The organism is Stenotrophomonas sp. 2YAF26 (genome assembly GCF_052114625.1).
In the GTDB taxonomy this organism is placed as follows: Bacteria; Pseudomonadota; Gammaproteobacteria; order Xanthomonadales; family Xanthomonadaceae; genus Stenotrophomonas; species Stenotrophomonas indicatrix.
The window spans coordinates 1-15,011 of record NZ_JBFRFC010000021.1 but is presented as its reverse complement, the minus strand read 5'-3'; the positions used below and the strand labels follow the sequence as shown (position 1 = coordinate 15,011).

12 protein-coding genes are annotated in these 15,011 nt (G+C 65.7%); all 12 read left to right on the top strand.

The genetic code is table 11. The features are described 5' to 3' along the window. The first annotated feature begins 21 nt into the window (after positions 1-21). The 12 genes from AB4Y98_RS18150 to AB4Y98_RS18095 all read left to right on the top strand — a co-directional run bounded on the left by AB4Y98_RS18150 (position 22) and on the right by AB4Y98_RS18095 (position 14,699). Positions 22-1,440 carry a NarK family nitrate/nitrite MFS transporter gene (locus tag AB4Y98_RS18150; RefSeq protein WP_099842670.1) on the top strand — a complete coding sequence of 473 codons (1,419 nt, stop codon included), beginning with the start codon at positions 22-24 and terminating at the stop codon, positions 1,438-1,440. Positions 1,441-1,509: 69 nt separating this feature from the next. After that, entirely contained in the window at positions 1,510-5,304 is a 3,795-nt protein-coding gene (locus AB4Y98_RS18145; protein ID WP_442244854.1) for a nitrate reductase subunit alpha, read from the top strand. Further along, positions 5,304-6,848 (top strand): nitrate reductase subunit beta, encoded by a 1,545-nt coding sequence (gene narH / locus AB4Y98_RS18140; protein ID WP_442244853.1) that lies wholly within the window; start codon positions 5,304-5,306, stop codon positions 6,846-6,848. The genes AB4Y98_RS18145 and narH overlap by 1 nt, the downstream gene beginning before the upstream one ends. Beyond that, positions 6,848-7,528 (top strand): nitrate reductase molybdenum cofactor assembly chaperone, encoded by a 681-nt coding sequence (gene narJ, locus AB4Y98_RS18135; protein WP_025874348.1) that lies wholly within the window; start codon positions 6,848-6,850, stop codon positions 7,526-7,528. Before narH ends, narJ begins: the two co-directional genes overlap by 1 nt. After that, positions 7,525-8,232 (top strand): respiratory nitrate reductase subunit gamma, encoded by a 708-nt coding sequence (gene narI, locus AB4Y98_RS18130; protein WP_088100111.1) that lies wholly within the window; start codon positions 7,525-7,527, stop codon positions 8,230-8,232. Before narJ ends, narI begins: the two co-directional genes overlap by 4 nt. A 3-nt stretch (positions 8,233-8,235) precedes the next feature. Beyond that, complete coding sequence (locus tag AB4Y98_RS18125) at positions 8,236-9,135, top strand: peptidylprolyl isomerase (RefSeq protein WP_033831273.1); 900 nt, start codon at positions 8,236-8,238, stop codon at positions 9,133-9,135. Positions 9,136-9,159: 24 nt separating this feature from the next. Next, on the top strand, positions 9,160-10,491 hold the full coding sequence (locus tag AB4Y98_RS18120) for an MFS transporter (RefSeq protein WP_442244852.1): 1,332 nt from the start codon (positions 9,160-9,162) through the stop codon (positions 10,489-10,491). Positions 10,492-10,587: 96 nt separating this feature from the next. After that, entirely contained in the window at positions 10,588-11,802 is a 1,215-nt protein-coding gene (locus AB4Y98_RS18115) for a coproporphyrinogen III oxidase (RefSeq protein WP_100436422.1), read from the top strand. Positions 11,803-11,813: 11 nt separating this feature from the next. After that, positions 11,814-12,590, top strand: a complete 777-nt coding sequence (locus AB4Y98_RS18110) for a helix-turn-helix domain-containing protein (protein WP_033831271.1) — start codon at positions 11,814-11,816, stop codon at positions 12,588-12,590. Positions 12,591-12,610: 20 nt separating this feature from the next. Continuing rightward, the gene (gene modA, locus AB4Y98_RS18105; RefSeq protein ID WP_442244851.1) at positions 12,611-13,354 is read left to right on the top strand and encodes a molybdate ABC transporter substrate-binding protein; all 744 of its coding nucleotides are present in this window, start codon (positions 12,611-12,613) and stop codon (positions 13,352-13,354) included. 3 nt (positions 13,355-13,357) lie between these two features. Continuing rightward, a complete protein-coding gene (gene modB, locus AB4Y98_RS18100) occupies positions 13,358-14,041 on the top strand; it encodes a molybdate ABC transporter permease subunit (RefSeq protein WP_442244850.1) in 684 nt (227 codons plus the stop codon). Then, positions 14,031-14,699, top strand: coding sequence for a sulfate/molybdate ABC transporter ATP-binding protein (locus AB4Y98_RS18095; protein ID WP_442244849.1), 669 nt, complete (start codon positions 14,031-14,033; stop codon positions 14,697-14,699). Before modB ends, AB4Y98_RS18095 begins: the two co-directional genes overlap by 11 nt. Positions 14,700-15,011 lie beyond the last annotated feature (312 nt).

Genomic DNA, 15,011 nt, shown 5'->3' with positions numbered 1-15,011 from the left:
TCCACAGCCTTGGAGCCATGTATGACCGTCGGTAGCGATCCTGTTGTCCGCAGCACTGCCAGTCCCGGTCGCGTCATCAGCGACTGGACGCCGGAAGATCCCGGCTATTGGGAGCGCACCGGCAAGCGGGTCGCCACCCGCAACCTGGTCATCTCCATTCCCTCGCTGCTGCTGGCCTTCTCGGTCTGGGTACTGTTCTCGGCGGTGACCATCAGCCTGCCGAAGATCGGCTTCGGCTTCAGCACCGATCAGTTGTTCTGGCTGGTGGCACTGCCCAGCCTGTCCGGCGCGACGCTGCGCATCTTCTATTCGTTCGTGATTCCGATCTTTGGCGGTCGCCGCTGGACGGCGCTGTCCACTGCGTCGCTGCTGGCCCCGACGATCTGGCTGGGCTTTGCGGTGCAGAACCCGGCCACGCCGTACTGGGTGTTCGTGGTGATCGCGATCCTGTGCGGCTTTGGTGGGGCGAACTTCTCCTCGTCGATGTCCAACATCTCCTTCTTCTATCCCAAGCAGAAGCAGGGCCTGGCGCTGGGCCTGAATGCCGGCCTGGGCAATGTCGGGGTGTCGGTGGCCCAGGCGGTGATTCCGCTGGTGATCACGGTGGGCGTATTCGGTGCCCTCGGTGGTGCGCCGCAGCCGGTGGTGGAGGGCGGTGCACCGCTGTACCTGCAGAATGCCGGCTTCATCTGGGTGCCGGCCATTGCGTTCTGCGCGGTGGCGGCCTGGTTCGGCATGAATGACCTGACCAGCGCGCGTTCCTCGTTCGCCGAGCAGGCGGTGATCTTCCGCCGCAAGCACAACTGGCTGATGTGCTGGTTGTACATCGGCACCTTCGGTTCCTACATCGGCTTCTCTGCTGGCTTCCCGATGCTGGTGAAGAGCCAGTTCCCCGCCGTGAACCCCTTGGCCTACGCCTTCATCGGCCCGTTGCTGGGTGCGCTGATGCGCTCGGTGGGCGGCAGCATGGCCGACCGCTGGGGTGGTGCGCGGCTGACGTTCTGGGTGTTCGCGCTGATGATCGCAGCGGTGTTCGGCGTGCTGCATTTCCTGCCCAGCGATGGCCAGGGCGGCAACTTCTACGGCTTCCTCTTCAGCTTCATGGCGCTGTTCGTGCTCAGTGGCATCGGCAACGGCACCACCTTCCGCATGATCCCGGTGATCTTCCGCACGCTGCATGAGCGCCTGTCGGCAGGGGCCAACGCTGAAGGCAAGGCCGCGTCGGCGCACCAGGCCAGCATCGAGTCGGCTGCGGTGGTGGGCTTCTCTGGTGCGATCGGTGCCTACGGCGGCTTCTTCATTCCCAAGAGCTATGGCTCTTCGATCACGTTGACCGGCAGCCCCGATATGGCGCTGTACGGGTTCGTCGTTTTCTATGTCACCTGCCTGGCCGTGACCTGGTGGTGGTACTACCGGCGTGGCGCTGAGACGCCCTGCTGACATGAAAACGCACCGCAGCCAGATGACACACACAGCCACGATGCAGATGTCCGCAAAGGGAGACCCCCGATGAGTTATTTTCTTGATCGCTTGCAGTTCTTCAAGCGTGACCCCCAGCCCTTTGCCGATGGCCATGGGTTTGCCAAGAGCGAAGGCCGTGACTGGGAGAACAGCTACCGGCAGCGCTGGCAGTACGACAAGATCGTGCGCTCCACCCACGGGGTGAACTGCACCGGTTCGTGCAGCTGGAAGATCTACGTCAAGAACGGATTGGTCACCTGGGAAACCCAGCAGACCGACTACCCGCGCACGCGCCCGGACTTGCCCAACCACGAGCCGCGTGGCTGCCCGCGTGGCGCCAGCTATTCCTGGTACCTGTACAGCGCCAACCGCCTGAAGTACCCGCTGATCCGCGGCACGCTGCTGCGCCTGTGGCGCGAAGCACGCAGGACCCAGGGGCCGGTGGATGCCTGGGCCAGCATCGTGGAGGACAAGGAAAAGGCGCGCTCGTACAAGACCCGGCGCGGCATGGGCGGTTTCGTGCGGCTGAACTGGGAAGAGGCCAACGAGATCATCGCGGCTTCCAACCTGTACACCGTGAAGCAGTATGGGCCGGACCGCGTGGTCGGATTCTCGCCGATTCCGGCGATGTCGATGGTGTCCTACGCCGCCGGCGCGCGTTACCTGTCGCTGCTGGGCGGCGCCTGCCTTTCCTTCTACGACTGGTACTGCGATCTGCCGCCGGCCTCGCCGCAGATCTGGGGCGAGCAGACCGACGTTCCCGAATCGGCCGACTGGTACAACAGCCGCTACATCATCGCCTGGGGCTCGAACGTACCGCAGACGCGCACGCCGGATGCGCACTTCTTCACCGAGGCCCGCTACAACGGCACCAAGACGGTCTCGATCTGCCCGGACTATTCCGAGCTGGCCAAGCTGACCGATCATTGGCTGCACCCCAAGCAGGGCACCGACGCCGCGTTGGCGTTCGCCTTCGGCCACGTGATCCTGCGCGAGTTCCATGTGGATTCGCCGTCGCAGTACTTCCAGGACTACTGCCGCCAGTACTCGGACATGCCGATGCTGGTGCGCCTGGAGCGCCGCGCCGATGGCCGCCTGGTGGCCGGCCGTTTCCTGCGTGCCAGTGAGCTGGGAGGGTTGGGCGAAGCCAACAACCCGGACTGGAAGACCCTCGCTTACGACGAGACCAGTGGCCAGATCGTGGTGCCGAACGGTTCGATCGGTTTCCGCTGGGGTGAGAAGGGGCGCTGGAACATCGAGGAGAAGGCCAGCAACGGTGCGGCGACGCGCCTGCGCCTGAGCCTGTCCGAGGCCAACGATGGCATCGAGGCGGTCAGCTTCCCGTATTTCGGTGGCATCGAGAGTGACGGCTGGACCGCCGCCCCGGCCGAGGAAGTACTGGATCGCAACATTCCGGTACGTCGCCTGGCGCTGGATGATGGCAGCCAGACGCTGGTGGCGACGGTGTATGACCTGCTGCTTGCGCAGTACGGCGTGGACCGCGGTTTCGGCGGCGCCAACGTCGCCAGGAGCTTCGATGAGAACGTGCCGGGCACGCCCGCCTGGCAGGAACGCATCACCGGCGTGTCGCGCGGGGAAGTGATCGAGATCGCCCGCGAGTTCGCGCGTACCGCCGACAAGACCCATGGCCGCTCGATGATCATCGTCGGTGCCGGCATGAACCACTGGTTCCACAACGACATGAACTACCGCGGCCTGATCAACATGCTGATCATGTGCGGTTGCGTGGGCCAGACCGGCGGCGGCTGGGCGCACTACGTGGGCCAGGAAAAGCTGCGCCCGCAGACCGGCTGGCAGCCGCTGGCGTTCGGCCTGGACTGGAGCAAGCCGCCGCGGCACATGAACGGTACGTCGTTCTTCTACTTCAACACCGGGCAGTGGCGTTACGAGAAGCTGCAGGTGGACGAACTGCTGTCACCGCTGGCCGACGCCAGCAAGTACAGCGGCAGCCTGGCCGACCTGAACCTGCGCGCGGTGCGCATGGGCTGGCTGCCAAGTGCGCCGCAGCTGGACCGCAACCCACTGCAGCTGGTGCGCGAAGCCGAAGCGGCTGGCGTGGCACCTGCCGACTACGCACTGGGCAAGTTCAAGGACGGTTCGCTGGACTTCGCCTTCGCCGACCCGGATGCCATCCAGAACCACCCGCGGATGATGTTCATCTGGCGCTCGAACCTGCTGGGCTCTTCGGGCAAGGGCCATGAGTACATGCTGCGGCACCTGCTGGGCACCCGCCACGGCCTGCAGGGCAAGGACCTGGGCGAGATGGGCGCAGTGAAGCCGGAGGAGGTGAGGTGGCGCGACGAGGCGCCGGAAGGCAAGCTGGATCTGCTGGTGACGCTGGACTTCCGCATGTGCACCACCGCACTGTACTCGGACATCGTGCTGCCCACCGCCACCTGGTACGAGAAGGACGATCTCAATACCTCGGACATGCATCCGTTCATCCATCCGCTGTCGAAGGCGGTGGACCCGGCGTGGGAATCGCGCAGTGACTGGGACATCTTCAAGGAGGTTGCGCGCACCGTGAGCGAGATGGCGCCCGGCGTGCTGGGCGTTGAGAAGGATCTGGTGCTGGTGCCTACCCTGCACGACACCCCCAACGAGCTGGGCATGCCGTTCGGCGTGGCCGACTGGAAGAAGGGCGAGTGCGAGGCCATCCCCGGCCAGACCATGCCGTCGATGACGGTGGTGGAACGCGATTACCCGAACCTGTATCGCAAGTTCACCTCGCTGGGGCCGCTGCTGGACAAGCACGGCAATGGTGGCAAGGGCATGAACTGGGATACCAAGCACGAGGTGGAATTCCTCGGCAAGTTGAACCACACCGTGCACGAGGAGGGCGTCAGCCAGGGGCGGCCGGCCATCTCGACCGCGATCGACGCGGCCGAAGTGATCCTGCACCTGGCCCCGGAAACCAATGGCCATGTGGCGGTGAAGGCCTGGGAGTCGCTGGGCGGCTTCACCGGCCGCGAGCACACCCATCTGGCGGTGGGCAAGGAACACGAGGCGATCCGCTTCCGTGACATCCAGGCGCAGCCACGCAAGATCATCTCTTCGCCGATCTGGTCCGGGCTGGAAGACGACAACGTCAGCTACAACGCCGGCTACACCAATGTGCACGAGCTGATTCCGTGGCGCACGGTGACCGGTCGCCAGCAGTTCTACCAGGACCACGAGTGGATGATCGACTTCGGTGAGGCCTTCATGAGCTACCGGCCGCCGGTCAACACCCGCACCATCGAGCCGCTGCTCAACCAGCGCTCGAACGGCAACAAGGAGATCGTGCTGAACTGGATCACCCCGCACCAGAAGTGGGGCATCCACAGTACCTACAGCGACAACCTGATCATGCAGACGCTGTCGCGCGGTGGCCCGATCGTGTGGATCAGCGAGGACGACGCGCGCAGTGCCGGCATTGTCGACAACGATTGGATCGAGCTGTTCAACGTCAACGGCGCGATCGCCGCACGTGCGGTGGTCAGCCAGCGCGTGATGCCGGGCATGGCGATGATGTACCACGCCCAGGAACGCATCATCAACGTGCCGGGTTCGGAGATTTCCGGTACCCGCGGCGGCATCCACAACTCGGTGACCCGCATCGTGCTCAAGCCGACCCACATGATCGGCGGTTACGCGCAGCTGGCCTACGGTTTCAACTACTACGGCACCTGCGGCACCAACCGCGACGAGTTCGTGATCGTGCGCAAGATGGACAAGGTGGATTGGCTGGACGATGAACAGGGAAGTTCGAGTGTCGCGGGCGCAGGACGCGCAGGAGCGACCGGTGAAAGTGTTCCTGCAATGGCCAAGGAGGTGGTGTGATGAAGGTCCGTGCACAGATCGCGATGGTGCTGAACCTGGACAAGTGCATCGGCTGCCACACCTGCTCGATCACCTGCAAGAACGTCTGGACCTCGCGCGAGGGTGTCGAGTACGCCTGGTTCAACAACGTTGAAACCAAGCCGGGCATCGGCTATCCGAAGGAATGGGAGAACCAGGAGAAGTGGAACGGCGGCTGGGTGCGTACCGGCAGCGGCAAGCTGGTGCCACGCGCTGGCGGTCGCTGGCGGATGCTGGCCAAGATCTTCGCCAACCCGGACCTGCCGCAGATCGACGATTACTACGAGCCGTTCGACTTCGACTACCAGAACCTGCACACCGCCAAGGACAGCCAGCACCAGCCGACCGCACGGCCGCGCTCGCTGATCAGTGGCGAGCGCATGCAGAAGATCGAGTGGGGCCCGAACTGGGAGGAGATTCTGGGCTCGGAGTTCAGCAAGCGCTCGCGCGACTACAACTTCAATGAAGTACAGAAGGAGATCTACGGCGCCTTCGAAAAGACCTTCATGATGTACCTGCCACGCCTGTGCGAGCACTGCCTGAACCCAGCGTGCGTGTCGGCGTGCCCGTCGGGCGCGATCTACAAGCGCGAGGAAGACGGCATCGTGCTGATCGACCAGGACAAGTGCCGTGGCTGGCGCATGTGCGTGTCGGCGTGCCCGTACAAGAAGATCTATTACAACTGGAAGAGCGGCAAGTCGGAGAAGTGCATCTTCTGCTACCCGCGCATCGAGATGGGTGAGCCGACGGTATGTTCGGAAACCTGTGTCGGCCGCATCCGCTACCTGGGCGTGATGCTGTACGACGCCGACCGCATTGCCGAAGCCGCATCGGTGGCCGCCGAGAAGGATCTGTACCAGGCCCACCTGGACATCTTCCTGGACCCGCATGACCCGGCGGTGATTGCTGCCGCACGTGCAGAAGGCATTCCGGACAGCTGGCTGGAGTCGGCCAAGCAGTCGCCGGTCTACAAGATGGCCATCGACTGGAAGCTGGCCCTGCCGCTGCACCCGGAATACCGCACGCTGCCGATGGTCTGGTATGTGCCACCGTTGTCGCCGATCCAGTCGGCCGCCGAGCGTGGCCGCATCGGCATGAGCGGCGAGTTGCCGGACGTGGCCTCGCTGCGCATTCCGGTGCGCTACCTGGCCAACATGCTGACGGCCGGTGACGAGGCGCCGGTGGTGCGTGCGCTGGAACGCCTGATGGCGATGCGCGCCTGGCGCCGGGCCAAGAACGTGGACGGCGTGGAAGACACGGCGGTGCTGGACCAGACCGGGCTGACCGTGGCCCAGGTTGAAGAGATGTACCGCTACCTGGCCATTGCCAACTACGAGGACCGTTTCGTGATTCCGACCGCACACCGCGAGTACGCCAACGATGCCTTCGGCGAGCGCGGCGGCTGCGGTTTCACATTCGGCAACGGCTGCAACGGCGACAGCCCGGCCGACCTGTTCGGGCAGCGCAAGAGCACCAGCTTCGTGGTGAACAACGGCCCGAACCACCGCCGCAAGGAGGTGGTGTGATGAGCGTACTGAAGCTGGTGGGGGTGCTGCTGGACTACCCCCGCGACGAACTGTGGCAGCACGGCGAGGAACTGCTGGCGGCGTGCGATGAGGCGGCACTGACACCGGCGCGGCGCAGGCAGTTGCGTGGTTTCGTACAGCAGTTGCTGGACAGCGATCCGTTGGATGCGCAGGCCGCCTGGCTGGCGACCTTCGACCGTGGCCGCTCGATGAGCCTGCTGCTGTTTGAACACATCCACGGCGAATCGCGTGACCGTGGCCAGGCCATGGTGGACCTGGTGGAGACCTACCGCCGCAACGGCTTCGAACTGGATGCCCGTGAGCTGCCGGACTACCTGCCGCTGCTGCTGGAGTTCCTGGCCCACCAGCCGGAGACCGAAGCGCGCGAGTGGCTGCACCATATCGGCCACATCGCCGGGATGCTGGCCGCGCGCGCCACCGAGCGTGAGCTGCCGCACGTGCCGCTGCTGGAGATCCTGGTGGAAGCTGGTGACGGCAAGGTCAACCTGGAGGCGCTGCGGCAACGCGCCAGTGAGGAACCCCGCGACGATACGGCCGAGGCGATGGACCGGTTGTGGGAAGAGGAAGCGGTGCGTTTCGGTGCCGAAGCGCCCGCTGAAGACTGCAAGCCACCGACGCGCTCGCCGGCCCGTCCTGTGCATCGTGAGGTCCAGCCATGAACTACTACCTGCATCAATTCGCCTTCCAGTACTACCCGTACATTGCCGTGGCGGTGCTGCTGATCGGCAGCTGGGCGCGCTATGACAAGGCCATGTACACCTGGCGCACCGGTTCCAGCCAGATGCTGTCGGACAAGGGCATGCGGATCGGCAGCAACTGCTTCCACATCGGTATCCTCGCCATCCTTGGCGGCCATCTGGTCGGCCTGCTGACCCCGCACGCGGTGTATGAGCACTTCATCACCTCCTCGCAGAAGCAGATGCTGGCGATGGTGGTGGGCGGCGTGTTCGGTGCGCTGTGCTTCATCGGCATCAGCATCCTGCTGGTGCGTCGCCTGACCAATGCCCGCGTGCGCGCCACCGGTAGCTTCGGTGACACCCTGGTGCTGGTGCTGCTGTTCGCCCAGCTCTGTCTTGGCCTGTACAGCATCCGCGTATCGTCCGGGCATCTGGACGGTGGGGTGATGGTGCAGCTGGCCGAATGGGCGCAGCACATCGTGACCTTCCGTGCCGGTGCTGCTGACTACATCGAGGGCGTCAGCTGGGTCTACAAGATGCATATCTTCCTGGGCCTGACCCTGTTCCTGATCGCGCCCTTCACCCGGCTGGTGCATGTGTGGAGCATTCCGGTCAGCTATCTGTGGCGGCCGTACCAGGTGGTGCGCCGTCGCCAGGCGGCGCTGCGCTACGGGCCGCGGGAGTAAGCCGTGGGCAACCTGCCGAAGTTCCTGCCGATCACCGTGATCGATTCCGCCCAGGCGGTTCCGGCCGAGGCCCACCAGCACCAGCATGACGGGGCAGGGGAGGGGCCGCGCTCGCTCGGGCAACCGGCACCGTGCCGGTTGTTCGTGGAGGACACGGCGATAAGCGAGGCCGACATCGCCCGCGAGATGCAGCACCATCGGGCACTGCGCCCGGAACAGTCGCGTGCCGAGGCGGCGCGCGCACTGGTGGTGCGTGAACTGCTGCGGTTGGAAGCGCAGCGCCTGGGCCTGCTGGCGCCGGCAGGCGGCCGGGTCAGCGATGAGGAAGTGCTGATCCAGCAACTGCTGGAAGACGCGATCGAAGACCGCGTGCCGACCGACGAGGACTGCCAACGCTACTTCGAGCAGAACCCGGAGCGATTCCGCTCACCGGATCGGGTACGGCTGCGCCATATCCTGCTGGCCGCGCCGGCCGATGATGTGGCCGGGCGGCTGGCCGCACGCACCGAGGGCGAGCGTCTGGCCAATGAACTGAAAGCAGCGCCGCACCTGTTCGCCGACTTCGCCCTGCGCCATTCGCGCTGCCCGTCCAGCAGTGACGGCGGTGACTTGGGCTGGCTGCAGCGTGGGCAGACCACGCCGGAGTTCGATCGCCAGGTGTTCCGCCTGCGCGAGGGCCTGGCTGGCTTCCCGGTGGAATCACGCTGGGGCTACCACGTGGTCAGCATCGATGGGCGCGAGGAGGGGCAGCCGCTGCCGTTCGACGCAGTGCTGCCACAGATCCGGGACTACCTGGAGCTGCAGGTGCGCCAACGCGAGGTGCAGGCGTACCTGCTGGAGCTGCAGGAGCGCTACCCGGTGCGCGGACTGGACGAGATCGAAGCCGAAGCCGAGGTCGGCTGATCCACTCTTGAGGAAGGAGATTGCATGAACCAGGCCCTTGCCCCCGCCAGTGCCGGGCAGCAGCAGCGTGCGCTCTGGCTGAGCACATTCGCCTTCACCGTGTGCTTTGCGGTGTGGATGATCTTTTCCATCATCGGTATACAGATCAGCGAGCAGCTGGGATTGACCGACACCCAGTTCGGCCTGCTGATCGCCACCCCGGTGCTGACCGGCTCGGTCAGCCGCGTGTTCCTCGGCATATGGTCCGACCAGTTCGGCGGCCGCAAGGTGCTGGTGCTGGTGATGCTGTGCGGCGCAGTGGCTACCTGGATGCTGACCTATGCCCACACCTACCCCCAGTTCCTGTTCGCCGCGCTGTGCGTGGGTATTGCCGGTGGCAACTTTTCGGTGGGCGTGGCCTATGTGTCCAGGTTCTTCCCGGCCAGCAAGCAGGGCACCGCCCTGGGCATATTCGGCGCCGGCAACATCGGCTCGGCGGTGACCAAGCTGCTGGCGCCTTTGGTAATGGTGGCCGCGGGCTGGACCATGGTGGCCAAGGTCTGGGCGGTCGCGCTGGCGGTCACCGCCGTGCTGTTCTTCCTGTTCAGCAAGGAAGACCCGTCGCTGGAACAGCGCCGCCGTGACGGGGTGAAGCCGGTGCCGTTCTCCGAGCAGATGGCTCCGCTGAGGAACCTGCAGGTGTGGCGGTTCTCGTTGTACTACTTCTTTGTGTTTGGTGGTTTTGTGGCACTGGCGTTGTGGCTGCCGCATTACCTGGTGGGGGCGTACGGCATGGACGTCGGCACCGCCGGCATGCTGGCAGCCTGCTATTCGATTCCGGCCAGCCTGTTCCGCGTGGTGGGTGGCTGGATGTCGGACCGGATGGGCGCACGCCGGGTGATGTACTGGACGTTCAGCGTCTCGGCCATCTGCACCTTTCTGCTGGCCTATCCCGATACCGAGTACGTGGTGAAGGGCATCCATGGTCCGATCCACTTCCACCTGGCCATCGGCGTGGTGATGTTCACCGTGCTGGTGTTCGTGCTGGGGTTCTTCATGTCGCTGGGCAAGGCTGCGGTCTACAAGCACATCCCGGTGTATTACCCCCGGCACGTAGGTGCGGTGGGCGGCGTGGTGGGCATGATCGGCGGCCTCGGCGGTTTCATCCTGCCGATCGTGTTCGGTGCATTGAACGATGCGCTGGGTATCTGGAGCAGCTGTTTCATGCTGCTGTTCGTGGTGGTGTCCGCTGCCCTGGCGTGGATGCACTTCGCGATCCGCCGGATGGAGCGTCGACACTTCCCGCAGATCGCTCGGGAGACCGATCTGCCGGAGGCCATCGATGCGGCTGCCGCGGAACGGGCACGCGGCACGTGAATGGCAGTGCCGGCCGCTGGCCGGCACCTCAGCGCAATACGTCACGCTTGATTTCAATCAGGGCTACGCGAAGAGGAACGCGCGAGGATGACAGCCATGAGCTTCCACGTTGATGCGAGCGAGGACACAGCGCTGCAGGCCGCATTGCTGCGGCAGCCGCGCCATGTGCTGTTTCCACCGGCCGGCCATTTCAGTGCCGGCTTCGGTGAAAGCGGCTGGCGTACTGCCGTGCAGGCCAGCAACGAGCACCTGATTCCACGTGGCCTGACGCTGGGCTTCCAGACCGGGCGCATGGGGCCCGATGTGCCGGCCGAACGCTATCTCGACACATTGCTGGCCGGGTTGCGCCTGCAGGCAGATGCCTTGGCCGAGGACCGCGAGGTAGTGGCGATGGTGCTGCAGCTGGGTCTGGCCGAGGCACTGCCGCCGGTTCTGCTGGGGCAGCTGCTGGATGCAGTGCCGCAGTACCTGCGCACCGTGGCCCGGCCGCAGGTGGAGGCACGGCTGGATGCCGGCAGCGGCTTGTCGCCTGCACAATTACGTGCAGTGGGTTGCACGCGACTGAACGTGATCGACCGCGCCGATGCGCCTGGCCCGGCAGTGCTGGCGCAGGCGCGCGATGCCGGCTTCACTGCCCGCTACTACCAGCTGCGTGTGCCCGCTGCGGAGGATGCCGGATTCATCGGGCGCCTGCAGACCGTGCTGGCAGATGCGCCCGAACGCGTGCTGTTGCCGGCGCCGTGTGCGCTGCCAGAGCATCCCTCATCGGAACGCTGGCTGCAGGCATGGCGATTGCTGCGCGAGGCAGGCTATGTGGGTATCGGCGGCGACCATTACCAACGCGGGGACCTGCCGGACCCGAACGGCCCGGGTGACGGCCAGCGTCATTGCGATCTGGCAGGCGTGCCCCGCCGCGATCGCAGCGATTTCATCGGCATCGGCCTGGCGGCGTGCAGCCAGATTGGCGAGGTGTTCTGCCGGACGGAGGATGACCTGGAGCGCTGGCAGGCTCGCCTGCGGGCAGGGCATGTGGGCGTGGCCGCTGGCCTGATCCTGTCGGAGGAGGAGCGGCTGGCTGCGGAGGTCGCGCAGAGCATCGCCTGCGATCATGCGCTGGATGCTGCTGCCTTCGAATGGCGCAATGATGTTCCGTTCGATGAATGCTTTGCCGAGACCCTGCCTGCACTCGCACCGCTGCTCGCGCGGGGCTGGGCGCGCTGGGACGGCCGCGTGCTTCGCCTGGCCGAGGAAGGGCGGTTGCTGTGGCGTATGATGGCCGCATGTTTCCGGCCGGCGGCCGCCATCGCTTGAGTGCTGTCCCGATGTCTTCAACTCCGCCCTCACAGGCCCGGCCCGGCCGGACCACGCCGAATCCTGCCGCCGCCGATGATGGCGACGCGCTGCATTTCTGCAGCACCTGTGCCTTCTCCGATGCATGCATGTCGCAGGGCTATGACAAGACGGCGCTGGGCGAACTGCATGTGCTGGTCGACCACGTGGGGCCGTTCCATGCGGGTGATTACATCTTCCGTGCGGGTGAGGCCTTCGATTCCATCGCCGCTGTGCGCGCAGGCATGGTCAAGACCTTCGTCGACGACAGCCAGGGCAACGAGCAGGTGCTGGGCTTTGCTCTGCCGGGCGAGGTGATCGGGCTCAATGCGATTCACGGTTCGCGCTTCCCCTGCAATGCGGTGGCACTGGATACGGTGCACCTGTGCCGCATTTCGTTCCCCAAGCTGAGCCTGCTGGCCACCCGCATGCCAGGGCTGCAGGCCAAGCTGTTCAGCCTGCTCAGCGCGGAGATCGGCAAGGTCGCCACGCTGGCGGCCAATCACCGCACCGAGGAGCGGATGGCAGCGTTCCTGCTGGATATGTCGGCGCGTTACGCGCGGCGTGGTTTTTCCGCGACCCGCTTCAACCTGACCATGGCCCGCACCGAGATCGCCAATTATCTGCGGATGGCGCCGGAGACGGCCAGTCGCGTGCTGCGGCGGTTGAGCGATGATGGCGTGATTGCGGTGAAGCAGCGCGAAATCCTGCTGCTGCAACCTGACCGGCTGGCGGCACTGGCCGTGGCCGATGAAAACGAACCCGATTGAACCTTGCCAGGGAGCCGACGATGAAGCGATGGGTACTGGTATTTCTGGGTCTTCTGGCCACGTTGCCTGCGTGGGCTGGCAACCTCACCGTGTCGGCGGCATCCAGCCTTACCGAGAGCTTCCGCGAGCTGGGCGCAGCCTATGAGAAGGCGAACCCGGGCAGCAGGGTCGACTTCAACTTTGCCGCTTCCGGCGTACTGCTGCAGCAGATCGCGCGCGGCGCACCGGTGGATGTGTTCGCTTCGGCCGATGAGGCAACGATGGATCAGGCCGCGCAGCAGAAGCTGCTGGTGGCGGGTACGCGCGAGGTCTTCGCGGTGAACGCGTTGTGGGTGGTCGTGCCACCGCGGGCGAAGGCGCCGCCGCGCGCACTGGCCGATCTGGCGGGTGCCGGCGTGCAGCGCATCGCACTGGGCAACCCGGACAGCGTACCGGTGGGCCGCTACGCGCAGGGGGCGTTGCAGGCCGCCAAGCTGTGGCCGGCCGTGCAGGGCAAGGTGATCAGTACGCAGAACGTGCGGCAGTCGCTGGATTACGTTGCGCGGGGCGAGGTGGATGCGGGCTTTGTCTACGCCACCGACGCGCAGGCAATGCCTGATCGCGTGCGGCGCGCGTTCGAGGTTCCGGTTGCCGGACGCATCACCTATCCGCTGGCGGTGGTGCAGGCCAGCACGCAGCCGGTGGAAGCCAGGCGCTTCGCGGCGTTCGTGCGCTCGGCGCAGGGCCAGACGATCCTGCACAAGCACGGGTTCGGCAAGCCCTGACGGATGGACCTGGACTGGAGCGCACTGGGATTGTCGTTGAAGGTGGCCGGCTGGGCCACGGCGATCAATCTTGTTGCCGGCGTGGCGCTTGGCGCGCTGTTGGCGCGACGGCGCTTTCCCGGTCGGGAACTGCTGGATTCGATACTGACCCTGCCGATGGTGCTGCCGCCGACGGTGCTGGGCTATTACCTGCTGGTGCTGATCGGGCGCAATGGCCCGATCGGCGCCTGGTTGCAGTCGTGGTTCGGCATCAATCTGGTGTTTACCTGGCAGGCGGCGGTGATCGCTGCTGCGGTGGCGTCGTTTCCGCTGGTGTTCAAGCCAGCACGCGCTGCATTCGAGGAAGTGGACGGTCAGTTGGAGCAGGCCGCGCGCACGCTGGGCGTGTCCGAAGCGGCGGTGTTCTTCCGCATCACCCTGCCGCTGGCATGGCGCGGGATTCTGGCGGGCCTGCTGCTGGCGTTCGCACGGGCGATGGGTGAGTTCGGCGCCACGCTGATGGTGGCCGGCAGCATTCCGGGCCGCACGCAGACTTTGTCGATCGCCATCTATGAAGCGGTGCAGGCGGGGCAGGATGGCAGGGCCAATGCGCTGGTGATCCTGACGTCGGTCGTGTGCATCGTGATCCTGCTGCTGGCCGCGCGGCTGGTGGGCGGGCGCCGTCGGGAGCTGCGCGATGTGGCTTGACCTAAAGGTGCAGCGGCGATTGCAGGCGTCCGGCCAGACGTTCGAGCTGGACGTTGCACTGCAGTGCACGCAGCGGCAGGTGGTGCTGTTCGGGCCTTCCGGTGCCGGCAAGAGCCTGACGCTGAAAGCGGTGGCCGGCCTGCTGCGCCCGGAGCATGGGCATGTGCGCCTGCACGGGCAGACACTGTTCGATGCGGGAGCGGGGGTCGATCTGCCACCGCAGCGTCGTCGACTGGGTTACGTGTTCCAGGACTACGCGCTGTTTCCGCACCTGAGCGTGCGCCAGAACGTGGCGTTCGGGCTGCAGCGGGGCTGGTTGAATCCACCGCGCGGCACCCGTATCGAGGCAGTGGAGCAGTGGCTGCAGGCATTCCGGATCGAGCACGTGGCGGATCTGCTGCCGTCGCAGGTATCCGGCGGACAGCGCCAGCGCACGGCGTTGGCGCGTGCACTGGTGACCCGGCCACAGGCGTTGCTGCTGGACGAACCGTTCGCAGCGCTCGACCACGACCTGCGCCAGCACCTTCGCCAGGAGCTGGAAGCCGTGCTGGATGAAACCGGTATTCCACTGCTGCTGATCAGCCACGACCCGCAGGATGTGGCGGTGTTCGGCCAGCAGGTRGCGCGSGTGGTGGACGGGCGCATCGTCGGCGGATGACGCGCGGCGGTCRTGCCGGGCCATATCCTGGCGCGCCGTGTATCCACGCRGGTAGTGCCGGCCGCTGGCCGGCAGCGTCGTAGYGCSAASAGCAGCCGGCCAGCGGCCGGCTCTACCCGARGGACGGTTCAAATCAGGATGTGGCGGTGTTCGGCCAGCAGGWGGCGCGCGTGGTGGACGGGCGCATCGTCGGCGGATGACGCGCGGCGTTTGTGCCGAGCCATGCCCGGCGGACACTGGCACGCTGTGCATCCACGCAGGTAGTGCCGGCCGCTGGCCGGCAGCGTCGCAGCGCCAACAGCAGCCGGCTCT

Coding starts and splice junctions, on each gene's coding strand:
- AB4Y98_RS18150 (WP_099842670.1), top strand. CDS start 22: ATGACCGTCGGTAGCGATCCTGTTGTCCGCAGCACTGCCAGTCCCGGT.
- AB4Y98_RS18145 (WP_442244854.1), top strand. CDS start 1,510: ATGAGTTATTTTCTTGATCGCTTGCAGTTCTTCAAGCGTGACCCCCAG.
- narH (WP_442244853.1), top strand. CDS start 5,304: ATGAAGGTCCGTGCACAGATCGCGATGGTGCTGAACCTGGACAAGTGC.
- narJ (WP_025874348.1), top strand. CDS start 6,848: ATGAGCGTACTGAAGCTGGTGGGGGTGCTGCTGGACTACCCCCGCGAC.
- narI (WP_088100111.1), top strand. CDS start 7,525: ATGAACTACTACCTGCATCAATTCGCCTTCCAGTACTACCCGTACATT.
- AB4Y98_RS18120 (WP_442244852.1), top strand. CDS start 9,160: ATGAACCAGGCCCTTGCCCCCGCCAGTGCCGGGCAGCAGCAGCGTGCG.
- AB4Y98_RS18115 (WP_100436422.1), top strand. CDS start 10,588: ATGAGCTTCCACGTTGATGCGAGCGAGGACACAGCGCTGCAGGCCGCA.
- AB4Y98_RS18110 (WP_033831271.1), top strand. CDS start 11,814: ATGTCTTCAACTCCGCCCTCACAGGCCCGGCCCGGCCGGACCACGCCG.
- modA (WP_442244851.1), top strand. CDS start 12,611: ATGAAGCGATGGGTACTGGTATTTCTGGGTCTTCTGGCCACGTTGCCT.
- modB (WP_442244850.1), top strand. CDS start 13,358: ATGGACCTGGACTGGAGCGCACTGGGATTGTCGTTGAAGGTGGCCGGC.